Origin of the sequence: Methylobacterium carpenticola (genome assembly GCF_042748905.1) — a bacterium.
GTDB lineage: Bacteria > Pseudomonadota > Alphaproteobacteria > Rhizobiales > Beijerinckiaceae > Methylobacterium > Methylobacterium carpenticola.
Genome location: NZ_JBHZEO010000001.1, coordinates 3,062,213 through 3,083,104 on the forward strand (window position 1 = coordinate 3,062,213; position 20,892 = coordinate 3,083,104).

General features: G+C 71.4%; 20 protein-coding genes. 10 read left to right on the forward strand and 10 right to left on the reverse strand.

Annotation, left to right across the window (positions count from 1 at the left end; genetic code table 11):
* Positions 1-154: 154 nt before the first annotated feature.
* The 4 genes from ACE101_RS14420 to rimM all read left to right on the forward strand — a co-directional run bounded on the left by ACE101_RS14420 (position 155) and on the right by rimM (position 3,107).
* On the forward strand, positions 155-376 hold the full coding sequence (locus ACE101_RS14420) for a glutathione S-transferase (RefSeq protein WP_379130547.1): 222 nt from the start codon (positions 155-157) through the stop codon (positions 374-376).
* A gap of 15 nt (positions 377-391) precedes the next feature.
* Entirely contained in the window at positions 392-1,960 is a 1,569-nt protein-coding gene (gene ffh / locus ACE101_RS14425; protein ID WP_379130549.1) for a signal recognition particle protein, read from the forward strand.
* A 134-nt stretch (positions 1,961-2,094) separates the two neighbouring features.
* A complete protein-coding gene (rpsP, locus tag ACE101_RS14430; RefSeq protein WP_379130551.1) occupies positions 2,095-2,454 on the forward strand; it encodes a 30S ribosomal protein S16 in 360 nt (119 codons plus the stop codon).
* Between the two features lie 5 nt (positions 2,455-2,459).
* On the forward strand, positions 2,460-3,107 hold the full coding sequence (rimM, locus tag ACE101_RS14435) for a ribosome maturation factor RimM (RefSeq protein WP_379130554.1): 648 nt from the start codon (positions 2,460-2,462) through the stop codon (positions 3,105-3,107).
* Between the two features lie 30 nt (positions 3,108-3,137).
* Here rimM and ACE101_RS14440 read toward each other — a convergent pair whose 3' ends face one another.
* The gene (locus ACE101_RS14440; RefSeq protein WP_379130557.1) at positions 3,138-5,177 is read right to left on the reverse strand and encodes an NAD(+) synthase; all 2,040 of its coding nucleotides are present in this window, start codon (positions 5,175-5,177) and stop codon (positions 3,138-3,140) included.
* A gap of 226 nt (positions 5,178-5,403) precedes the next feature.
* On the opposite strand from ACE101_RS14440, the gene ACE101_RS14445 reads away from it, so the two are divergent.
* The 3 genes from ACE101_RS14445 to ACE101_RS14455 all read left to right on the forward strand — a co-directional run bounded on the left by ACE101_RS14445 (position 5,404) and on the right by ACE101_RS14455 (position 10,935).
* The gene (locus ACE101_RS14445) at positions 5,404-8,907 is read left to right on the forward strand and encodes a DNA translocase FtsK (protein WP_379138684.1); all 3,504 of its coding nucleotides are present in this window, start codon (positions 5,404-5,406) and stop codon (positions 8,905-8,907) included.
* A 136-nt stretch (positions 8,908-9,043) separates the two neighbouring features.
* The gene (locus tag ACE101_RS14450) at positions 9,044-9,946 is read left to right on the forward strand and encodes an outer-membrane lipoprotein carrier protein LolA (protein ID WP_379130560.1); all 903 of its coding nucleotides are present in this window, start codon (positions 9,044-9,046) and stop codon (positions 9,944-9,946) included.
* Positions 9,947-10,125: 179 nt separating this feature from the next.
* A complete protein-coding gene (locus ACE101_RS14455) occupies positions 10,126-10,935 on the forward strand; it encodes an exodeoxyribonuclease III (protein ID WP_379130562.1) in 810 nt (269 codons plus the stop codon).
* 9 nt (positions 10,936-10,944) lie between these two features.
* Here the strand turns inward: ACE101_RS14455 and ACE101_RS14460 are convergent, their stop codons facing one another.
* From ACE101_RS14460 to ACE101_RS14475, 4 genes are all read right to left on the reverse strand, one after another.
* Positions 10,945-11,322 (reverse strand): response regulator transcription factor, encoded by a 378-nt coding sequence (locus ACE101_RS14460; protein ID WP_379130564.1) that lies wholly within the window; start codon positions 11,320-11,322, stop codon positions 10,945-10,947.
* Positions 11,323-11,430: 108 nt separating this feature from the next.
* Complete coding sequence (locus ACE101_RS14465) at positions 11,431-12,063, reverse strand: response regulator transcription factor (RefSeq protein ID WP_379130567.1); 633 nt, start codon at positions 12,061-12,063, stop codon at positions 11,431-11,433.
* The gene (locus tag ACE101_RS14470) at positions 12,060-13,490 is read right to left on the reverse strand and encodes a sensor histidine kinase (protein WP_379130569.1); all 1,431 of its coding nucleotides are present in this window, start codon (positions 13,488-13,490) and stop codon (positions 12,060-12,062) included. Before ACE101_RS14470 ends, ACE101_RS14465 begins: the two co-directional genes overlap by 4 nt.
* Positions 13,468-14,271: a sensor histidine kinase gene (locus tag ACE101_RS14475; protein ID WP_379130571.1), complete on the reverse strand. Its 804-nt coding sequence runs from the start codon at positions 14,269-14,271 to the stop codon at positions 13,468-13,470. Before ACE101_RS14475 ends, ACE101_RS14470 begins: the two co-directional genes overlap by 23 nt.
* A gap of 331 nt (positions 14,272-14,602) precedes the next feature.
* On the opposite strand from ACE101_RS14475, the gene ACE101_RS14480 reads away from it, so the two are divergent.
* The 3 genes from ACE101_RS14480 to ACE101_RS14490 all read left to right on the forward strand — a co-directional run bounded on the left by ACE101_RS14480 (position 14,603) and on the right by ACE101_RS14490 (position 15,605).
* Positions 14,603-14,818, forward strand: a complete 216-nt coding sequence (locus ACE101_RS14480; protein ID WP_379130573.1) for a PDC sensor domain-containing protein — start codon at positions 14,603-14,605, stop codon at positions 14,816-14,818.
* A 72-nt stretch (positions 14,819-14,890) separates the two neighbouring features.
* Positions 14,891-15,373 carry a hypothetical protein gene (locus ACE101_RS14485; RefSeq protein WP_379130576.1) on the forward strand — a complete coding sequence of 161 codons (483 nt, stop codon included), beginning with the start codon at positions 14,891-14,893 and terminating at the stop codon, positions 15,371-15,373.
* A 70-nt stretch (positions 15,374-15,443) separates the two neighbouring features.
* The gene (locus ACE101_RS14490) at positions 15,444-15,605 is read left to right on the forward strand and encodes a hypothetical protein (RefSeq protein ID WP_379130579.1); all 162 of its coding nucleotides are present in this window, start codon (positions 15,444-15,446) and stop codon (positions 15,603-15,605) included.
* Positions 15,606-15,877: 272 nt separating this feature from the next.
* On the opposite strand, the gene ACE101_RS14495 is transcribed toward ACE101_RS14490, so the two are convergent.
* The 5 genes from ACE101_RS14495 to ACE101_RS14515 form a co-directional block, all read right to left on the reverse strand.
* On the reverse strand, positions 15,878-16,132 hold the full coding sequence (locus tag ACE101_RS14495; RefSeq protein ID WP_379130582.1) for a hypothetical protein: 255 nt from the start codon (positions 16,130-16,132) through the stop codon (positions 15,878-15,880).
* Positions 16,101-16,388, reverse strand: a complete 288-nt coding sequence (locus tag ACE101_RS14500) for a YARHG domain-containing protein (RefSeq protein WP_379130584.1) — start codon at positions 16,386-16,388, stop codon at positions 16,101-16,103. Before ACE101_RS14500 ends, ACE101_RS14495 begins: the two co-directional genes overlap by 32 nt.
* A 901-nt stretch (positions 16,389-17,289) precedes the next feature.
* Positions 17,290-17,523 (reverse strand): GcrA family cell cycle regulator, encoded by a 234-nt coding sequence (locus tag ACE101_RS14505; RefSeq protein ID WP_379130587.1) that lies wholly within the window; start codon positions 17,521-17,523, stop codon positions 17,290-17,292.
* A gap of 223 nt (positions 17,524-17,746) precedes the next feature.
* Positions 17,747-19,105 carry a hybrid sensor histidine kinase/response regulator gene (locus ACE101_RS14510; RefSeq protein ID WP_379130589.1) on the reverse strand — a complete coding sequence of 453 codons (1,359 nt, stop codon included), beginning with the start codon at positions 19,103-19,105 and terminating at the stop codon, positions 17,747-17,749.
* A complete protein-coding gene (locus ACE101_RS14515; protein WP_379130591.1) occupies positions 19,102-20,262 on the reverse strand; it encodes an FIST N-terminal domain-containing protein in 1,161 nt (386 codons plus the stop codon). The genes ACE101_RS14510 and ACE101_RS14515 overlap by 4 nt, the downstream gene beginning before the upstream one ends.
* Positions 20,263-20,892: the final 630 nt, after the last annotated feature.

Consider the following 20,892-nt stretch of genomic DNA (forward strand, 5'->3'; position numbering starts at 1 on the left):
CTAGGGGCTCCCACTTCCAGACGAAGCCTCGTCTCGACCCGACACGCCGACCGGCCCCGTGAGGCCGGAGGCCAACGCCCGACAGCGCGATGCGCCCTCGGGCGCGTCCGGCGTTGGGCGGGGCTCGCCGCAGAGCGCCCCGCCGGGAGCACGGATGAGCGAGACGAACCACGCGCGCTTGCGCATCGAGGACGCGGTGAACACGGCCTGCCCCTGGTCGGGCAAGCCGATCGCCGCCGATTCGCTGACGCTCTACAACGGCGCCGTGGTCGGCTTCTGCAATCCCGGCTGCCGCGACAAGTTCGAGACGGCCATCCGGCATTTCGAGGACGCCCTGCAGGCGCGCCGGGCCGCGGCGGCCGGCAACGACGAGTAGGCGAAGGACGACAGCATGTTCGAAGGCCTCTCCGATCGCCTCTCCGGCATCCTCTCGGGGCTCACCCGGCGCGGCGCTCTGACGGAAGCCGACGTCACCGCCGCCCTGCGCGAGGTGCGCCGCGCGCTCCTCGAAGCCGACGTCGCCCTCGAGGTCGTGCGGACCTTCACCGAGAAGGTGCGCGAGCAGGCGGTGGGCGCCACCGTGCTGAAGTCGGTGACGCCCGGCCAGATGGTCGTGAAGATCGTCAACGACCAGCTCGTGGCGATGCTCGGCTCCGAGGCGGAGATCATCGACCTCAACGCCCCCTCGCCGGTGCCGATCCTGATGGTCGGCCTGCAGGGCTCGGGCAAGACCACCACCACCGCCAAGATCGCCCGCCGCCTGACGCAGCGCGACAAGCGCCGGGTGCTGCTCGCCTCCCTCGACACGCGCCGCCCGGCGGCGATGGAGCAGCTCGCCGTCCTCGGCCAGCAGGTCGGCGTCGAGACGCTGCCGATCGTCGCCGGCCAGTCGGCGGTGCAGATCGCCAAGCGCGCCCTGGAGGCCGCCCGCCTCGGCGGCTTCGACGTGGTGATGCTCGACACGGCGGGCCGCATCACCCTCGACGAGGGGCTGATGCAGGAGGCCGCCGAGGTGAAGGCGGCCACCAACCCGCACGAGGTGCTCCTCGTCGCCGACGCGCTCACCGGTCAGGACGCGGTCAACACCGCCCGCGCCTTCGACCAGCGGCTCGGCGTCACCGGCATCGTGCTCACCCGCATGGACGGCGATTCGCGCGGCGGCGCGGCGCTCTCGATGCGGGCGGTCACCGGCAAGCCGATCAAGCTCGTCGGCACCGGCGAGAAGGTCGACGCGCTGGAGGAGTTCCATCCGGCCCGCGTCGCCAACCGCATCCTCGGCATGGGCGACATCGTCTCGCTCGTCGAGAAGGCGGCCGAGACCATCGACCAGGAACAGGCCCTGCGCGTCGCCGAGAAGATGCGCAAGGGCAAGTTCGACCTCGAAGACCTGTCCATGCAGCTCGCCCAGATGGAGAAGATGGGCGGCATCGGCGGCCTCATGGGCATGCTGCCCGGCATGGGCCAGATGAAGAAGCAGGTCGAGGGCGCCAACCTCGACGAGAAGATGTTCAAGCGCCAGCGCGCGATCATCTCGTCGATGACCCCCGAGGAGCGCCGCAACCCCGACATCCTCAAGGCCTCGCGCAAGAAGCGCATCGCCAAGGGGTCGGGCGTCGACGTGGCGGAGATCAACAAGCTCCTCAAGATGCACCGCACCATGGCCGACATGATGAAGGCCATGGGTTCGGGCAAGCGCGGCATCGGCCAGGCGCTCGGCAACATGTTCGGCCTCGGCGGCGGCGGCCTGGGCAGCATGGGCAAGATGATGGGCGGCGGCATGCCCGAGCCGACGCCGGAGCAGATCGCCGCGCTGGAGAAGCAGTTCGGCGGCAAGCTGCCGCCGATGCCGCCGGGCCTCGGCGGCGCGCCGGGCAAGCTTCCCGGGCTGCCGGGTCTCGGCGGACCCAAGATGCCCGGCCTTCCCGGCCTCGGCAGCCTGCCCTTCGGGAAGAAGAAATAAGCGAAATCGACGTTCTCGATGACGGGAAGATCGATGGGGAGGCCTCCCGATGGCGGGGCCTCCGGAGGATGGGAGCGGATCGAACGCGTCATCCTCGAATTCGGTGAAGACCACAGCAGCCAAGAGGTGATCCCATGTCCCTGAAGATCCGTCTGACCCGCGGCGGCGCCAAGAAGCGCCCCTACTACCGCATCGTCGTCGCCGACTCGCGCTCCCCGCGCGACGGCCGCTTCATCGACAAGGTCGGCGTCTACGACCCGATGAAGCCGAAGGACGATCCGGCCCGCGTGTCGCTCGAGGTCGAGAAGATCCAGAGCTGGCTCGCCAAGGGCGCGCAGCCGACCGACCGTGTCCTGCGCTTCCTCGACGCTGCCGGGCTGGCCAAACGTCCGGCCCGCAACAACCCGCAGAAGGCCGAGCCCGGCGCGAAGGCCAAGGAGCGCGCCGCCGCCCGTGCCGAGAAGGCCGGCGCCGGCGAGGACGCCGCGGCGTAATCGCCATGGCGCGTCGGCCCCCCCGTTCCGCCCCGCCCGGTCCCTCCGGCGCGCGGCGGGCTCCGGCCGGCGCGCCGCGCCCCGCGGCCTCCGTCGAGGCCGCGCGGGATCCCAGCCTCGTGCTGCTCGGCGAATTCGGCCGCGCCCACGGCCTTCTCGGCGAGGTGCGGCTGAAATCCTACACGGCCGATCCGATGGCGATCGGCCGCTACGGCCCGCTCACCGCAGCGGATGGACGCCGCATCGAGATCGCGTCCCTGCGCCCGACCTCCGGCGCCCCCGACATCCTGATCGCGCGCGTGGCGGGCCTTGCCGGCCGCGACGACGCCGAATCCCTCAACGGGCTCGCGCTCTACGTCCACCGCGACCGCCTCGGCGCGCCGGATGACGAGGACGAATTCTTCTCCGCCGATCTCGTCGGGCTCGACGTGGTCGATGCGGCGGGCACGCGGATCGGCACGGTCCGCGCCGTGCCGAATTACGGCGGCGGCGACCTGCTCGAGATCGCGCCCGCGACGGGCGGCGCGGCGGCGCTGCTTCCCTTCACGCGGGCCTTCGTGCCGACCGTCGACATCGCCGCGCGCCGCGTCGTGATCGACCCGCCGGAGGATCTCTTCGCCCCGGCCGGCCCGCCGCCGCAGGACGAGGGCTGATCCGGCTCGGGTCGTGAGGCGGGATCGTCGTCACGCCTCCGGCACATTCCGCTCCAGCTCCTCCAGCCACACGGCCGCGTTGCCGTCCGAGGGCGCCCGCCAGTCGCCGCGCGGGGAGAGGGCGCCGCCGGCCGCCACCTTCGGGCCGTTCGGGATCGCCGAGCGCTTGAACTGGCTGAAGCCGAAGAAGCGCTGCAGGAAGACCCTCATCCACGAGCGGATCTCCGGCAGCGCATAGGCCCCCCGCCGCTCCTCGGGGAAGCCCGGCGGCCAGGGGCCGCGCGCGGCGTCCTCCCAGGCCTGGCAGGCGAGGAAGGCGATCTTCGAGGGCCGGTAGCCGTAGCGCAGCGTGTAGAAGAGGGTGAAGTCCTGCAGCGCGTAGGGACCGATCTTGGCCTCGGTGCTCTGGAGCTGCTCGCCCTCCTTCACCGGCACGAGTTCGGGCGAGATCTCGGTGGCGAGGATCGCGTCGAGGGTCGCGTTCACCTCGCCCTCGAACTGGCCTGAGGCGATCACCCAGCGGATCAGGTGCTGGATCAGCGTCTTCGGCACGCCGGCATTGACCGCGTAATGGGACATCTGGTCGCCGACGCCGTAGGTGCACCAGCCGAGCGCCAGCTCGGAGAGGTCGCCGGTTCCGACCACGATCGCGTCGTTCTGGTTGGCGAGGCGGAACAGGAAATCGGTGCGCAGGCCCGCCTGCACGTTCTCGAAGGTCACGTCGTAGACGGGCTCGCCGCGCCCGAACGGGTGGCCCATATCGGCCAGCATCTGCCGGGCGGCCGGGCGGATGTCGAGTTCCGCCGCCGTGGTGCCGAGCGCCGCCATCAGCCGGTGGGCGTTGCCCTTGGTCTCCGCCGAGGTGGCGAAGCCCGGCATCGTGTAGGTCAGGATGTTGGTGCGCGGCAGGCCGAGCCGGTCGAAGGCCTTGGCGGCGACGATGAGCGCGTGGGTCGAATCGAGGCCGCCCGAGATGCCGATGACGACCTTGCTGGTGCGGATCGCCCGCAGGCGCTGGGCGAGGCCCGCGACCTGGATGTTGTAGCCCTCGTAGCAATCCTGCGCGAGGCGGGCCGGATCGGCCGGCACGAAGGGATAGCGCTCGACGGTGCGGGCGAGCCCGAGATCGGCCAGCGGCGGCGCCACCGTGAAGCCGATGCGCCGCCAGGGCCGCTCCGCCAGCACCGCCCGGGCATTGTCGTCGAAGCTGCCCATCTGGGCGCGCTCCTGGCGCAGACGGTCGAGGTCGATGTCGGCCACCGTCACCTGCGGCTCGGCCGGGAAGCGCTCGCCCTCGGCCAGGAGGTCGCCGTCCTCGTAGATGACGGTCTGGCCGTCCCAGGCGAGGTCGGTGGTCGATTCGCCGGGGCCGGCGGCGGCGTAGACATAGGCCGCGAGGCAGCGCGCCGAACTCGACTGGCACAGGAGCTTGCGGCTCTCCGCCCGCCCGATGGTGATCGGGCTGCCCGAGAGGTTCACGAGCACGGTCGCCCCCGCGAGCGCCGCCAGCGCCCCGGGCGGGACGGGGATCCACATGTCCTCGCAGACGTCGACGCCGATCACGAGGCCCGGGAGATCCTCCGCCGCGAACAGGAGGTCGGTGCCGAAGGGCACGCTCTCGCCGCCGAGCCGGATCGTGCCGCCGACGATCCCGGCGCCCGGGGCGAAGTGCCGCTTCTCGTAGAATTCCCGGTAGTTCGGCAGGTAGCTCTTCGGCACGACGCCGAGCACCCGCCCGCGATGCACCAGCACCGCCGTATTGTAGAGGCGGTTGCCGTGCCGCAGGGGCGCGCCGACGACGAGGAGCGGCAGGAGGTCGCGCGTGCCTTCGACCAGGGTGCCGATCGCCGCCTCGACCGCGTCGAGGAGCGGCTCCTGAAGGAGCAGGTCCTCGATCGCATAGGCCGAAAGGCAGAGTTCGGGAAACACCGCCACCGCCACGCCGCGGTCGTGGCAGCGCCGCGCCAGCGCCAGCACCTCCGCCGCGTTGGCGGCGGGCGCGGCGATGTGGCTCTGCCCGACGCAGGCCGCGACCCGGGCGAAGCCGTGCTGATAGAGGGATCGGAACATCCGCGGCCTCCGGTGAGGATCGACCCTGCTTAACGCGCACGGGCCGGCCTTGGCACCCCGGCGGGCGCGGGACGGCCCCCCGGCCGGCTGCCTAATCGGGTGTTAACGATACCGCGCCTAACTGGGGAGGAGCAGAGCCGCGGGCGGCGCGGCCCAACCAGCCAGCATCATGAGATCATCGGGACGGCCCCCCTACCTCGAGACTTCGGCGCGCCATCCGCACGGGATGCGCGGCGCCACCCCTCCGGCTGCGCGCCGCGGGCTCTCGCTCGCGGCGCTGGCCGAAACCCTCATGCGCATCCGCGCGCTCATCGCCCGGCACCTGTCGCCGCAGATGCCGCAGCGCCTCGCCCTGCCGCCTCCGCCGCGGCCGGTGGCGCTCGACCGGCGCGCGACCCCGAGCTGGATGTCCGAGCCGGCCCCGCAGCCGGCAGTGCCGGCCTGGACGCCCGATCTCGTACGGGCAGAGCCCCCGTCGCCCGAACCGGTCTGGCAGGCACCGCCACCACCCGAACCGGTCTGGCAGCCACCCGTCCCGGTGGTCGAGCCGGCCCCCGTGCCCCCGCCCGTTCCGGTTCAGACGGCGCCCGTCCCGCCGGTCGCGGCCCCGCGCGCACCCGCGCCCCGTCCACCCGAGCCGCCACGCCCGGCGGGTCCTGGCCCGGACGCGGGGGAGGCGTGGCTCGCCATCCCGCCGGCCGGCCCGGCCCGGACCGTGCTGACCCGGGCGCGCCGCCCGGCCGACGAGGTCCGTCCGGCGCCGCGCCCGGAGCGGAGCCCGGACGTCACCGACCTGCGCTTCACGCGCACGCCCGACCACGTGCTCCAGGCCCGCCGCCGCAAGCGGGAGGAGGAGGCGCGGGCGCGCGAGGCCGAGCGCTTGGCCGCCGAGGAACACGCCGCCGCCGAGAGGGCGGCCCGTGAGGCGGCGGCGGAGGCCGAGCGGCTGGCGGCCGAGGCGGCCGCCGTCCCGCCGCTGCCGCGTTGGCGCCAGCCCTACGTGCTGCCGCCCGGGGTGCGCTTCACGCGCACGCCCGACCATCTCCTGCGCCACGCTCCGGACGAGACCCCGCCTCCGGCTCCCCCGGCCCTCGCGCCGGACGAAGCCGAGAGCGCCGCGGCGCCGGCGGCCGTCACGGATGCGCCCGCCGAGGCGGACGCTCCGGCGCTGATCGCGACCGATGCGAGCCCGGTGACGAGCGACCCGGCGCCCGCCATCGACCGGCCGTCCGAGCCGGCCGAACCGGCGGTGTCGCAGGATGCCGCGGAATCCGCCGCGCCGGTCGTCGAGGCGGCCGAGGCGGCCGAGGCGAGCGTCGCGGAGGAACCGGCCGGGCCGATCCTGCTGCCGCGCGATATCACGCATCTGCGGGCGCTGCCGAAGCGGCCCCTCTACGCCCTCGGCGGACTGCTGAAGCACGACTGGACCCAGCCGCTCGCGGTCGCGGAGGTGCAGGACAACCGGCCGGTGGCCGGCGAGGAGACCGCCGCCGCGGAACCGGAAACGATCCTGCCGGCCGATCCCGAGCCCGCCGTGCCGGTGGCCTCGAACGACGCCGCACCGGAGGCCGCTGCGGCCGCCGAGCCGATCGCGGCGACGGCGCCGGTCATCGAGCCGGCCGCGCCCGACGACGTATCGCCGGACGCCGGGGAAGCGGGGGCGGCGCCGGCCGCGGCCGATGCTGAGCCCGCGCAACCGGCCGTCATCGGGCAGATGGCGATCCCGGCCGCCGAGCCCATGGCCGTCGACGCCGCCCGCGCGCCGGCCGAGCCGGACGTGAGGCCGGTCGCGGAGCCTGCCGAGGCGCGGGCCGTCGCGCCCGAACCGGCCGCGTTCGTGACGGTGCCGGCTCCGCAGCCGGAGGCCGGCCTCGACCTGCCGCTGGTGCCCTTGGCGCTGACCATGGTGCCCGTCGGTCCCGTGGAGCCGATCCCGGCCACCCGCTCGGTCGAGCCGGATGCGGCGCCGCCGCTGCCGGTCGTCCTGCCGCCCGCCGTCGCGACCGCGCCGGCAGCCGAGCCCGAGCCCGAGCCCGAGCCTACTCCGGCTCCCGCCGAGACGCACACGGTGGTGATCGGCAATGCCGGCCTCGATTCCGACCTCGGCCTCGACGCGGAGGATGCGGACGACGACGAGGACATCATCGCCCTCGTGCCGCTGCCGCCGCGCCCGCAGGCGCGCGCGTCGGAGACGCCCTACGAGTTCCCGCCCCTCGAACTGCTCACCGAGGCCCGCGCCTCGGACGGCAGCAGCCTCGACGCGGACGTGCTCCAGGCGAATGCCGTGCAGCTCCAGCAGGTGATCCACGATTTCGGGGTGCGGGGCGAGATCCTGGCGGTGCGGCCCGGGCCGGTGGTAACGCTCTACGAGATGGAGCCCGCGCCCGGCACCAAGTCCTCGCGCGTCATCTCGCTCGCCGACGACATCGCCCGCTCGATGTCCGCCATCTCGGCCCGCGTCGCCGTCGTCCAGGGCCGCAACGCCATCGGCATCGAGCTGCCCAACGTCAAGCGCGAGACCGTCTACCTGCGCGAGATCCTCTCCAGCCCCGCCTTCGCCGAGACCAAGCAGAAGCTCGCCCTCTGCCTCGGCAAGAACATCGGCGGCGAGGCCATCATCGCCGACCTCGCCCGCATGCCCCACCTGCTCGTCGCCGGCACCACCGGATCCGGCAAGTCGGTGGCCATCAACACCATGATCCTCTCCCTCCTCTACCGCATGAAGCCCGAGGAGTGCCGCCTGATCATGGTCGATCCCAAGATGCTGGAACTCTCCGTCTACGACGGCATCCCGCACCTGCTCTCGCCGGTGGTCACCGATCCCAAGAAGGCGGTCATCGCCCTCAAATGGGCCGTGCGCGAGATGGAGGAGCGCTACAAGAAGATGGCGCGCCTCGGCGTGCGCAACATCGACGGGTTCAACGCGCGGGTGGCGGAGGCGCGCGAGCGGGGCGAAGTGATCACGCGGACGGTGCAGACGGGCTTCGACCGGGAGACGGGCGAGGCGGTCTACGAGGACGAGGTGATGGACCTGGGCGCGCTGCCCTACATCGTGGTGATCGTGGACGAGATGGCCGACCTGATGATGGTGGCCGGCAAGGACATCGAGGGGGCGATCCAGCGCCTGGCGCAGATGGCGCGGGCGGCGGGCATCCACCTGATCATGGCGACGCAGCGGCCCTCGGTGGACGTGATCACGGGGACGATCAAGGCGAACTTCCCGACACGGATCTCGTTCCAGGTGACCTCGAAGATCGACTCGCGCACGATCCTGGGGGAGATGGGAGCCGAGCAGCTTCTGGGTCAGGGCGACATGCTGTTCATGGCGGGCGGGGGCCGCACGACGCGGGTTCACGGCCCGTTCGTGTCGGACGACGAGGTGGAGGCGATCGTGGCCCATCTCAAGCGCCAGGGCCGGCCGGCCTATCTCGACGCGGTGACCGCCGACGAAGAGGAGGCCGAGGCCGCCCCGGCCGATGCGCCGGTCTTCGACCAGGGCAGCTTCGCCGATCCGGCGGCCGACCTCTACGACCAGGCGGTCGCGGTGGTGCTGCGGGACAAGAAAGCGTCGACGAGCTACATCCAGCGGCGTCTTCAGATCGGCTACAACCGGGCGGCGTCGCTGATGGAGCGGATGGAGCGGGAGGGCATCGTCGGTCCCGCCAACCACGCCGGCAAGCGCGAGATCCTGGTCGAGGCGCCCGCCGCACCGGTTGCGGAGGATGAGTGAGAATGCGCCGCCGAACCGGATCCGGCGTCGCATATTCGCCACAGGGCCCGTCTCTAACGGCGCAGCGTCCGCCGCCGCGCCCGGCCGCTGGCGGCGCGATCCGCGCCGCAATCCGCCCTCACGGAGAACCTTGCCGATGACCGGCCGTCCCCGTTCCGGCCTGCTTCCCGTCCTTGCGGCGGCGCTCTGCCTCGCAGGCGGGGCGCCCGCCCAGGCGCAGGTGACGTCCTTCCTCGACAGCCTGTTCGGCCGCAAGGACCCGCAGCCGACAGAACCGGAGGCGCCGGCGCCGGGCGCACCCGCGACCCTGTCCCGGGCCCCGCTCCCGCCGCGCCGCCCGACCACCCTCGGGGGCAGCAAGGCCGCCCCCGTCGAGGCGGCGGCCGAGCCGGCCCCGGCGGCCGCCGCGGCGCCGCCCCAGCAGGTCGCCGCGGTGACGACGCCGGTCGCCATCGACACCAGCAACCCGACCGCCGTGATCGAGCGCGCCAACGCCTATTTCAACGGCGTCTCGACGCTCACCGGCAACTTCGTCCAGATCGGCGCGGACGGGCGCAAGATCGGCGGCAAGCTCTATCTCGCCAAGCCGGGCCGCCTGCGCTTCGACTACGACCAGCCCTCCCCGCTCGAAGTGGTGGCCGACGGCACCTCCGTGGCGGTGCGCGACCGCAAGCTCGCGACGCAGGACCTCTACTTCATCTCGCAGACGCCGCTGAAATTCCTGCTGCGCGAGCGGATCGACCTCGCCCGCGACCTCTCGGTGACGGATGTCTCCACCGATCCGGGCAGCGTGCGCATCAGCCTGGAGGACCGCTCGACGCTCGGCGGCACCTCGCGCATCGTCCTGGTGTTCGATGATGCCATGAAGGGCCTGAGCCAGTGGCGCATCACCGATCCGCAGGGCTACCAGACCACCGTGCTGCTCTCGAACCTCCAGCGCGGCCGGCCGATCGACGGCATGATGTTCGTCATCAATTACGGCCGGGCCGAGGACAAGGAGCTGGAGCAGCGCATGCGCCAGCAGCCGCCGCAGCGCTGATACGGTTTCCGAACGATCACGTCCGGACACCGTATCACCAGCCCGCGCGGCGCGGAGCAGGGCTCCGCGCACGCTTGAGCGAAGCCGGTTTCCGCATCGCGACGCGATGGCGCAGCCATCGCCAAGCGCTCACCCGGAAACCGTTTGATCCGCCCCTCCCGCCAGAGAAGACTCGTCCGGTGCGCCTCACCGTCTCGACCTGGAACATCAACTCCGTCCGCCTGCGCATCGACCTCGTGCGCCGCTTCCTCGACGAGGCGCGGCCCGACGTCCTGTGCCTGCAGGAAACGAAGTGCCCGAACGACCGCTTCCCGCTGAAGGAACTGCAGGGCTTCGGCTATCCGCACATCGTCTTCGCCGGCCAGAAGGGCTACAACGGCGTCGCGATCCTGTCCCGCCTGCCGCTGCTCTCGCAGGAGGTGATGCGCTTCTGCGACCGGCCGGATGCCCGCCACATCTCGGCGGTGCTGGGCCCCGAGGCGGGCGCGGCGGCCGGCATCGTGCTGCACGACTTCTACGTCCCGGCGGGCGGCGACGTGCCGGATGCGGCGCTCAACGACAAGTTCGCCCACAAGCTCGCCTTCATGGACGAGATCCGCGCCTGGGGCGGCCGGCGGATGGCGGGTCCGGCGATCCTGGTCGGCGATCTCAACGTGGCGCCCCTGGAGCACGACGTCTGGTCGCACCGGCAGCTCCTCGACGTGGTGAGCCACACGCCGATCGAGACCGAGCGCCTGGAGACCCTGCGCGGCGAGGCGGGCTGGATCGACACGATGCGCCACCTGCGCCCCGAGCCGGAGAAGATCTACACGTGGTGGAGCTACCGCTCCCCCGACTGGGCCGCCGCCGACAAGGGCCGGCGCCTCGATCACATCTGGGTCACGCCCGATCTCGCCGGCACGGTGCGGTCCGTCACCGTGGCCCGGCACACGCGGGCCTGGGAGAAACCCTCCGACCACGTGCCGGTGACCGTGGAACTCGACCTGTAGGGGCCCCGCTCAGGCGGCCCGTCCCTCCAGCGCCTGCTCCAGCGACACCATCATCGCGTCCCCGGCGCAGGGCTTCTCCAGGAACGCGGCGGCGCCGGCCGCGAAGACGCGCCGGCGCAGGGCCTCGTTCGGGAAGGCCGTCACGACGATGACCGGCAGGGTCCGCCCCTCGGCGCGCAGGTGCTCCTGCAGCTCCACCCCGCTCATGCCGGGCATCTGCACGTCGGTGATCAGGCAATCGGGCGGCACTCCCGGCTCGTCGCGCAGGAAGTCCTGCGCCGAGGCATAGGTGCGCGCCTCGTAGCCGAGCGAGCGGACGAAGCTTGCCGTGGCGAGCCGGACGGCCTCGTCATCGTCCACGATCGCGATCGTCGGGGTGTCGGACATCATCAACCTTGCACCGCCCAAGGTCGCCTGACCCAGCGGTAGAGAACCATGTCCGTATATGAACGCCCGAGGCGCTTCATGGAATCATACTGAGGTTTGGACATCGCCTCAGATCTTCGCGATTCCGAGCGCCTCCGCCATCCGGACGAGATCGGCGAGGGATCGCGCATTCATTTTGCGCATCACGTTGCCGCGGTGGATCTTGACCGTGATCTCGCTGAGGTTGAGCACGCCGGCGATCTGCTTGTTCATCAGGCCGGCGGTCACATGGGTGAGAACTTCGCGCTCGCGCGCGGTGAGCGTGCCGTAGGCCGTCCGCAATTCCTGCAGGCCGGCATCGCGGCTGCGGCGCTCGGCGTCGCGCGCGAGCGCGGCCGTGACCGCATCCAGCATGTCCTGATCGCGGAAGGGCTTGGCCAGGAAGTCGACGGCGCCCGCCTTCATCGCCCGCACCGACATCGGGATGTCCCCGTGGCCGGTCATCAGGATGATCGGCAGGAGAATGCCGAGATCCGCGAGCTGGGCCTGGAAATCGAGGCCGCTCATGCCGGGCATGCGAACGTCCACCACGAGACAGCCGGGCGATTCGCTCCGCCGCGCGCCGATGAAATCCGCCGCCGAGGCGTAGGTGGCGGTCGGAAGCCCGACCGAGCGGAACAGACCGGACAGCGCGTCGCGCAGATCCGCGTCGTCATCCACCACGTAGACGGTGGGCTCGCCGGAAGGGGGCGGCCGGGTCATGCCGCACGCTCCCCGCCGGCCGGCAGGGTGAAGCGGAACACGGCGCCGGGCGCCGCCTCCGACACCCAGAGCCGCCCGCCATGGGCCTCCACGGTGGAGCGGCAGATCGCCAGCCCCATGCCCATGCCGTTGCTCTTCGTGGTGAAGAAGGGCTGGAACAGCCGCTCCATCGCCTCCGGCCGGATGCCCTCGCCGGTATCCGCCACCTCGATCCGCACCTGCATCCCCTCCTCCCGCCGCGTGCGTACGGTGAGAATCCGCGGACGATCCGCGACCGCCGCCATCGCCTGGATGCCGTTCACCATCAGGTTGATCATCACCTGCTGCAATTGCACCCGGTCGCCGCGGACCAGCGGCAGGCCCGGCTCCCGCTCCGCGCGCAAGGTCACGTCGTGCCGCGCGAGTTCGCGGTCGAGAAGCTGCGCGGCCTCGCCGATCATCTCCGTGAGGTCGAGCCATTCCTGGCGCGGTGGCGCCTTGGCCAGGAAGGCGCGGATGCGCGCCACGATCTCGCCGGCCCGCCGGCCATTCGCCACCGCGCGGGTCAGGGCCTCGGCGGCCTCGCCGAGATCCGGAACCGGCCGTCGCAGCCAGCGGAGCGCCGCCTCGCCGTTGGTGACCACGGCGGCGAGCGGCTGATTGATCTCGTGGGCCATGGTGGCGGTGAGTTCGCCCATGGTCGCGACCCGGGCCGCGTGGGCGAGGTCGGCCTGAAGGGTGAGGAGGGCCGCTTCCGCCTCCTTGCGCTCGGTGATGTCGGTATTGGTCTCCAGCACGGCGAGCGGCTCCCCCGCGGCGCCGCGCTGGAGCGCCCAGCGGCTCTCGACCACGATCCGCCGGCCCGCCCGGGTCCGCTGGATCAATTCGCCCTCCCAGCGCCCGGTCCGGTTGAGTTCGGTGAGGATGGCGTCGCGGTCCTCGGGAAATTCGGTGTGCAGGAGATCATGCGCGGCGCAGCCGGCGGCCTCCGCGGCCGGCCAGCCGTAGAAGACCTCGGCCGCACGGTTCCAGACGGTGATCACGCCGCGGGCGTCGCGGACGAAGACGGCGTCGTGGGTGAGGTCGAGGAGGCGGGCCTGCTCGGCCAGCACGGCGGCATCGGCCTTGTGGCGCAGGGCGAGCGCGGTGGTGATGCCGATCGCCGCGAGGCTCACGAGGCAGCGCAGCAGGGACGAGCCGATCTCCTCCGGATCGTGCGAGATCAGGTAGGCGGCGATCGTGAGGGCGAGGCAGCCGCCCGAGGTCAGGATCACCCCGCGCCGGGTGAAGGCGCGCGCCGCGATCAGCACGACCGCGACGTAGAGCACCGCCACCGCGCCCTCGAGCGGAGTCAGGACGTCGATCAGGAAGACGCCGAGCGCGATGAGGATCGCGGCGGCCCGCGACGCGCGGCCGCCCGGAAGATCAGGCGCGCGCGTCGGCCGCATCCGGTGCCTCGTGATCGGGAGCGAGGCCGCTGCGCGGCAGCGTCACGCTGAAGGTCGAACCGCGGCCCGGATGGGACTGCACGGCGACCGCGTGGCCGAGCGCTTGCGCCGTCTGGCGCACGATGTGCAGGCCGAGACCGAGCCCGACGCCGTCGCGCCGGCCGCCGCGGTCGAAAGCCTCGAAGATGCCCGCGAGCCGCTCCGGGGCGATGCCGAGCCCGTTGTCATGGATCTCAACGACGATGCGCGAGCCGCGTCGGCGGCAGCCGACGAGCACCCGCCCGCCGCGCCCGGCATACTTGATGGCGTTGCCCACGAGGTTGCGCAGGATGGTGGCGAGCATCGCCCCCTCGCTCCGGCCGCACAGGCCGCTCGCCCGGACCCGCAGCCGCACGCCGCAGGCCTCCGCGAAGAGCTGCCACTCCTCCTCCACGGTGGCGAGGAGCGCGCCGAGGGGCACCGTCTCGATCCGCGGCGGGGCGTGGCCGGCCTGCGAGGAGCGGGCGAGGTCGTCGAGTTCGCGGGCGAGGCGCTGGAGGGCGTCGCTGGCGAGCCCCAGCCGGGCCGCGGCGCGCGGGGCGACGCCATCGGAGACCGCGCGCTCGATCGACATCAGGGCGACCTGAAGCGGTTGCTTGAGATCGTGGCCGGCCACCGCCAGCAGCCGCGCCATGGCGCAGCGCGCCGCCTCGGCACGCATCAGGGCTTCGCCGGCCGCAGGTCCTCCCGGGATCGCCACCGTCAGTCCCATGCCCGCCTCCTCGTCCGGCCGCCTCGCCATCCGCCGCGATCGGTGAGCTGGACCATGCATCCGGGGCGGCCCGGGCGAAATCATACGCAGGTTTTATCCGTCGTTCCTCTCTGGTGCCGCCGCCGCAGAGCGCTTGACCGGTTTCCCGCCGAGGTCGGGACAGGTCGTATCCCGGCTCTCCGGGACGGCATCCGGCCCGCGGCGGCCGGCGCGAGCGCATCATCCGTGTCGATCATCCGGAGACGGCAGTTCTCGCCGCCCCGGCCCCCACTCGGATGTCCTTCCGCTGCGTCAGGAACGGACTCCTCGGCCGCCGGCCGCGGCGGGATGCGGCCGAGTAGACCCCGACAGCCTGCTCAGGGTGATCTCGCGCCGGACGGGCAGCCGGGTCCTCGCCCTGAGCCAGCGGATCACCAAGCCGGACGGCTCCTTCGGCGGGGTCGTTCTCGGCACCCGGAAGCTGTCCTGTTTCCGGGACCTGCCGGAGACCATCGGGCTCGGTGAGCAGGGCGCCGTGAACCTGTCCAAGCGGCAGCTTCATCAGCACGGCGGCTCGGGACGGCATCGAGCGCCATGACACCTTCAAGCGGGTGGCCGATTATCCGCCCATCCTCAACCTCGCCTTGTCCACGGACGAGGTCGAGGCGCCGTGGCACCGGAAGGCCGCGACGATCGCGGCCACCGTCATCATCCTCCGTGCGGCCTCACGATCGGGCCATCGCTGCTGTTCGGGCGCGAGCTGCGCCGGAGCGCCGCCGCCCGGCACGACGTGGAATGTACGAATGCCGAGCTGTCGCGCCTCTCGACGACCGACGCGCTCACGGCCTGCCGAACCGCCGCTTCGACGAGATTGTCGGCCGTCGCTCAGTCCGGATCCACCAGCGAGCGCAGGGAGGCTGGAGCCGTCCTGCGGACGAAGGGCACCACGACCGCGCTCGTGCTCTCCTCCAGCCGCGTCGCGTCAGGCTGGAACCGCCGCGGAGCCGCGGCGGACAAAGAACTTGCCAGGATAGCCTTGACGCGCGGGGAATACCCGCGCCGTCTCAACCAAGCTGGCTGCACGCTGAGTGAAGTCTGGGCTCTCGGCATCGAGGACTCTATGCGCAAGCTGGTTGCCGGTTTGTTTTCCTAGGATGGATGCGAGCAGTCGATCCGCGCTCGACGGAAAGTCTCCGCACGGCCGAAATCACCGATTTCGGCATATGTCCAAATATCCTGACGGTCGAGACTTCTCGATCGTCAGCCAACCTCATCACGATATCCATGCCGGCATGACCGATCCATCAGACCTGTCCGACATTTTTCTCGTGATTGAAGCGCCGCCGGAGCCTCGTCACGCCGCACGATCAACCCTCACGACGTGATGAGATACATGTTTGTGAGCGCCGCGACCACGGAATCGAGCCCCTTTGTCGCGCAATGAGACGCTCAGACAAAGAATCCGGATGCTCAGACAAGAGCGTGGCGGCGGGCCTCAAGAAGAGGCACGAATGCCCGGTCCGCCGCCGGAGCGGCTCGCCCGTCATCGATCGCCTGCGGCCACCATGGTCCGCGGGGACCGGACGCAGGCAATCCCGGTCCTGTCGGTTCTGCAATCCGCCGCTTGGCTGCCCGTCAGGCGTTCGGCGCGTCCGCCTCAGAGGATCCGGCCGACGAGCCAGAGGACGCTCCAGCCGAGAAAGCCGATCCATCCCAGAGCGAGCGGCAAACCGATCACCAGGATGAGCAGCAGCACGGCGTCCCGCAATCGATCAGCGATCGACGGTCCGACGCGGATCCCGGACATCTCGGTGCTGTTCTGATGCACGATCTGACCTCCGTTGGGCTGTGTCGGCGTCGGCAGGCAAGGGCGACGCCAGTCACGGGCGGCAGCCGAGCCGGCGCTCGGCATCGCGGATCGCCGCCACCGCGTCGCGCTCGCGACCGGAGAGCGGCACGTCCCGCTCGTCGCCGTAGGCGCAGCCGGCATTGCCGAAGGCGCTGGTTCCGCGCGGGGTACGAAAGCAATAGCCCGCTTCTTTGAAGATCCGATTGCGCTGATACCAGAGATCCTCGCAGCCCTGCGCCGAGACCTGGGATGATGTGAGTGTACCGGCAGCGGCCAAGCTCGGCAGGATGGCAGAGCGGACGATCGCTAGACTGGCCATCGGTCGGGTTCCCGGTTGCCGCCGCCCGGCGCGACGACCGGACAAGCTTACACCCAGGGCGGGGACGGCCGCCCTGCGCGGGCGCACGTGGCACGACGGCGCGACGCCGGCATGCTAGAGCCGTCGCCGGTGCGGACCGTCCGGGCGGGGCGCACCACCGCGACAAGGGCGAGAAGGCAAGGGCGAGAAGGCGGGAGCGAGAAGGATGGTCCGGTGCTGAAGCGTCGATGGGCGTTCGTCATAGCGCTCGCCCTCTGCGGAAGCGGCGCGCAGGCGCAGACCCGCTGGACCGATCCGCCCGCCCGGGCCGCCGCCCCCTCCGTTCAGGCTCAAGGCGGCGCATCCGCGCTCCGATCCACCCGGTCGGCGTCGGGCGCTGGCAGAAGCGGCGTCCCGCGCTCCCCGCAATCGCCCGGGCGCCGGAGCCCTGGCGGCCCCTGCGCGTGCGGACGCTCTATCCGACCCTCGGCATCATGGACGACGGAGGGGATGATGGGATCGGGCCGTGGACCGGCCCGCCGACGGGCCGCCGTTCCGGCCGCGCCTGGTTCGATTGACGGACCTCACCGGCAGATCATGGCCGCGTTCGCCACGGCCCCCGGATGTTGCGGGCCCGGCCGCGGGTGACATGCACCGGGCGCTGGTCGCACGGGCCGGCACGTCCTGCCCGGCCATGTCCTCGGATGACCTCGCGGAGGCCGGACGGGCTGCGGGCTCTCGTGTCGAGGTCGGTCCAAGCGAAGCATCGTTCGCCGAAGCGGCCACTCGTCAGGCGGCGGCGACGCCTGAACAAGACGATGACCCGAATCGCGGCATAGCGCTCTCTTGAGGTTGCAGGCGTGCCAACGACCGGCGAGCCCGGGGGGCCGCCGGCCGATCGATCGGGTGTGCAGCGTGCGGCTTAGCGCAGGCGGCCGGGGCGCGCCGGCTCGAACACGATCCGGCGGTGGAAGGCGCACCAGCTCTTCCCGTCCTGCACCGGAGCGCCGCAGCAGATGGCGCGGTCGTTCGGCTCGCCGATGATGAACTTGCACACGAACGCGCCCGACTGCGCGAATGGCACCCGAAGCTCGGGGGACGGCTCCTGAACGGTCTCGGCAGGGAAAAGATGCGACATGCGCACGAGCTGATTCATCTGGGGCTGACTCACGGGCCTCCACTCGATCCACAAGAGGATGACGGGCCGGTTCGAGAAGTGAAGCACGGCACGCCGCCCATGCGGCCCGTGCCGGCAAGGATCGAAGGCACGGGTCGCAGGGACGGCGCGATTCACCCAATGTGAGGAGCATGATGCGGGAAAGCAAGGCCCGCTGCCCTCCACCTTTGCGGGGCACGGCTGCGCTCGGCGCGGGGCGATATCAAGATTTCGTCAGCAGATGCGCGAGAAGCGCCCGCAGCTGTCCGGGCTTGATCGGCTTGTGGACGAGCTCGCAGCCGGTGGCCCGCACATGCGCCTCGACTTCCGGGGAATGGTCCGCGGTGGTGACGACGGCCGGGATATCCATGCCGTGGACGGTGCGCAGCCACGTCACCGTGTCGAGACCGCAGGCGCCGCCATCGAGATGATAATCGGCGATGATGACGTCCGGGCTCCAGGTCGAGCCGGTGAGACGCATCAGGCTGAGGTGGTCCCGGGCGGCGAGCGCGTGCGCGTCCCAGTTCTGGAACAGCCGGGCCAGGGCTTCGAGGGCCGCCCGGTCGTTCTCGATCACCGCGATCCGCGCGCCGGTGAGGCTCGTCGGCAGGGCGAGCGGCATGACCGGCCGGGGCGCCTCGGCCGCCGCCCGCGGCAGCATCAGGGTGAAGCGCGAGCCATGGCCGACGCGCGACGCGAGGGTGAGCTGGTGGCCGAGGGCTTCGACCGAGCGGCGCACGATGGACAGGCCGAGGCCGAGCGCGATCTCGCCGTCGACGCTCTCGCGCCCACCGCGGTGGAATTCCTCGAAGATCAGATCCCGGTCGGCATCCGGGATGCCGGCGCCGGAATCGATCACGTCGATCCGCACCTGCTCCCCGCGGGCCCGGGCGGCCACCAGCACACCCCCGGTCTGCGTGTAGCGGATGCCGTTCGAGACGAGGTTCTGGATGATCCGCTGCAGGAGCACGACATCGCTGGTCACCCACAGGCCCCCCGGCCGCACGCTGAGGCGCAGGCCCTTGCGCGCCGCGAGCGGGCCGAAGCTCGCCTCGACGCTCTCGAACACGTCTGCGAGCTTGAGGCTGCGCGGCGCCGGCTGGATCAGCCCGGCATCGAGTTTCGAGATGTCGAGGAGGGTCTTGATCAGATCCTCGATCGTCTGGAGCCCGCGCTCGACCTGGCCCACGATCCCCTTCGCCTCCACGTCCACCGGCATGTCGCCGAGGGCCGAGAGCGAGAGACGGGCGGCGTTGAGCGGCTGGAGCAGGTCGTGGCTCGCCGCGGTGAGGAAGCGGGTCTTCGAGCGGTTGGCCCGCTCGGCCTCCTCCTTGGCGGCGGTGAGCGCCTGATTCGAGCGTTCGAGGCTGCGCATCAGCGCGGTCAGCTCCTCGGTGCGTGCCCGCACCTGCCCTTCCAGGGTGATGGCGGTCTGGAACAGGGAATAGGCGGTGCCGCGCTGGTCCATCGAGCGCTCGACCTGCACCATCAGTGCGGCGTTGATGCGCTCCAGCTTGGCGACGCGCCGCAGGAGCGCTTCGCGGTCCTCGTCCGCCGCGGCCTCGTGCATCCCGATGGTCATGGCACCGACTGCCCGCCGATCGCGATCCCCGTGAAGGTCTGGTTCAGGTGCATGGAGCGGAACTGCTCGCCATAGGTCTCGAAGCCCACGACATTGTACTGGCGGTAGAGGTCGGACAGGCAATGCCGGACCTGGTGCAGCTCGGCGTCGAGGCGACGCAGCACGCATTCGAAACCGATGACGAGATCGAGCCCGCCGAGACGGGCATCCAGGCTCACGAGTTCCTCGCGCGTCGCCGCGACGATATCCTTCTGCCGGGCCAGGGTCAGCACAACGCCCTCGTCGACCGCGCAGAAGAAGCTCAGCGAGCCGTCCGGATGGATGTGGCGGATCGAGCGGCAGAAGTAATCGCCGCCGATGCGCACGACGAGCGGGTTGGCGGCGAATTCCGTGGGCGTGAGCGCATCGAGCGACGTCCCGAGCGCGCGGGCATATTCCTCCGCGGCGGGCTCGGCGTTCAATTCGCGCACCACGCGCCGCTCGTGGTCGGTGTCGGTGACCACGAACTTGGTCTCGGTCGGCTCGAAATTGTGGTTCTTGAAGATCTCCACCGCGAAATCGGTCTCGATCAGCAGCAGGATCGCGGCGCGCCGGTGCACCACCCCGTTATGGATCAGCGCCGTGTCGTGGAAGGTGAGTTCGTCTCCGGCCGAGCCGCCGACGAGCGGCACGCCGTCGAGCCCTCCCGACACCGCCGCGATCACCGCCTCCTCGGCATTGGCGAGACCGTCGATGAGCGAGATGGCGAAGCGCCGTCCGCCGGTGCTGATGGCGTCGAGGCGCCCGCGCAGCTGCCGCAGCGACTCGGCCGCCCGCTCCGCCTCCAGTTCGCCGATCCGCTCCAGCAGCACGGAGGCGATGCGGAAGCCCGCCCGCGGGAAGGCGATGGCGACGAGCCCGCGGGCCAGGCCGCGCACCGGGCTGATCTCGCCCGAGGAGGTGCAGCCGGCGACGTGCACGCCCGGGAAGTGCCGGGCGAAGGCCGCAGAGATCCGGTCGGCGCCGTAGCGCGGCGAGAAGAAGATCACCAGATGGCCGATGCGCTCGCGATCGAGCCCTTCCGCAAGCGCTGCCACCGCCGCATCCGTGCCCGCCTCATCCGTCCATGCCGTCTGAATGCCGCACCGATGCGAGCAGGAGCGGATGCCCTGCGTCACGTTTCCTCTCCCAGGCCCACCGCCCGTCACGCGGCGGGACGGCCCTATTATGGCCGGCCCCGGCACGGAGGCAAATGCGGCAGGGTGCGCACCAAGGCGAGCGCCCTGAAGCGCTTGCCCTGGTGCGCAGGCGCAGCCGGTGCGGCGACTGCGCCTGCGCTGGGGAGCGGAGCGGCGATCGCCCCCGCGATCGGCCGGCGCGCTCCGCGAAGGATGCGCCTGCCATGATGCCGACCCCGATCCCGCCTGCTTCGCGGCGACGTTTCCTCCGACCGCTGAAGGCCCAGAACGATAGGGCCGACCCTCTCCGGCCGACCATTGGACGAAGGTGCAGATCAGACCTTCCGCCCCCGGCCCGTCTTGCATCTCCGTACCAAAGCACAGTGTCGCAAGATCAACTCGTGTGTTAATCATCATTCACGCCAATAACAGTTGTAGTTCGAGAATATTACGGACCGGGCGGTGGTTCGGCGCAGCGGCGGGACGGCGGACCGCCGCGCTGCCAGGGCCCCGCGCGGCGTAAAGGGACGTTGCAGGCCGATGGTGGGATTGACCGGTACGGGCAACCATATGTCTCCTCGCGACGGGATGACTCCGGACAACACGCCGGCTCCCGTCGAGAAGGGGTCG

Bases quoted from the DNA above. Each gene is read 5' to 3' on its own strand.
- ACE101_RS14490 (WP_379130579.1), top strand. From the start codon at position 15,444: ATGTCCAAATATCCTGACGGTCGAGACTTCTCGATCGTCAGCCAACCT.
- ACE101_RS14505 (WP_379130587.1), bottom strand. From the start codon at position 17,523: ATGAATCAGCTCGTGCGCATGTCGCATCTTTTCCCTGCCGAGACCGTT.
- ACE101_RS14510 (WP_379130589.1), bottom strand. From the start codon at position 19,105: ATGACCATCGGGATGCACGAGGCCGCGGCGGACGAGGACCGCGAAGCG.
- ACE101_RS14495 (WP_379130582.1), bottom strand. From the start codon at position 16,132: ATGCCGAGCGCCGGCTCGGCTGCCGCCCGTGACTGGCGTCGCCCTTGC.
- ACE101_RS14445 (WP_379138684.1), top strand. From the start codon at position 5,404: ATGCGCGGCGCCACCCCTCCGGCTGCGCGCCGCGGGCTCTCGCTCGCG.
- ACE101_RS14500 (WP_379130584.1), bottom strand. From the start codon at position 16,388: ATGGCCAGTCTAGCGATCGTCCGCTCTGCCATCCTGCCGAGCTTGGCC.
- ACE101_RS14465 (WP_379130567.1), bottom strand. From the start codon at position 12,063: ATGACCCGGCCGCCCCCTTCCGGCGAGCCCACCGTCTACGTGGTGGAT.
- ACE101_RS14450 (WP_379130560.1), top strand. From the start codon at position 9,044: ATGACCGGCCGTCCCCGTTCCGGCCTGCTTCCCGTCCTTGCGGCGGCG.
- ffh (WP_379130549.1), top strand. From the start codon at position 392: ATGTTCGAAGGCCTCTCCGATCGCCTCTCCGGCATCCTCTCGGGGCTC.
- rpsP (WP_379130551.1), top strand. From the start codon at position 2,095: ATGTCCCTGAAGATCCGTCTGACCCGCGGCGGCGCCAAGAAGCGCCCC.
- ACE101_RS14460 (WP_379130564.1), bottom strand. From the start codon at position 11,322: ATGTCCGACACCCCGACGATCGCGATCGTGGACGATGACGAGGCCGTC.
- ACE101_RS14420 (WP_379130547.1), top strand. From the start codon at position 155: ATGAGCGAGACGAACCACGCGCGCTTGCGCATCGAGGACGCGGTGAAC.
- ACE101_RS14475 (WP_379130571.1), bottom strand. From the start codon at position 14,271: ATGGCGAGGCGGCCGGACGAGGAGGCGGGCATGGGACTGACGGTGGCG.
- ACE101_RS14440 (WP_379130557.1), bottom strand. From the start codon at position 5,177: ATGTTCCGATCCCTCTATCAGCACGGCTTCGCCCGGGTCGCGGCCTGC.
- ACE101_RS14470 (WP_379130569.1), bottom strand. From the start codon at position 13,490: ATGCGGCCGACGCGCGCGCCTGATCTTCCGGGCGGCCGCGCGTCGCGG.
- rimM (WP_379130554.1), top strand. From the start codon at position 2,460: ATGGCGCGTCGGCCCCCCCGTTCCGCCCCGCCCGGTCCCTCCGGCGCG.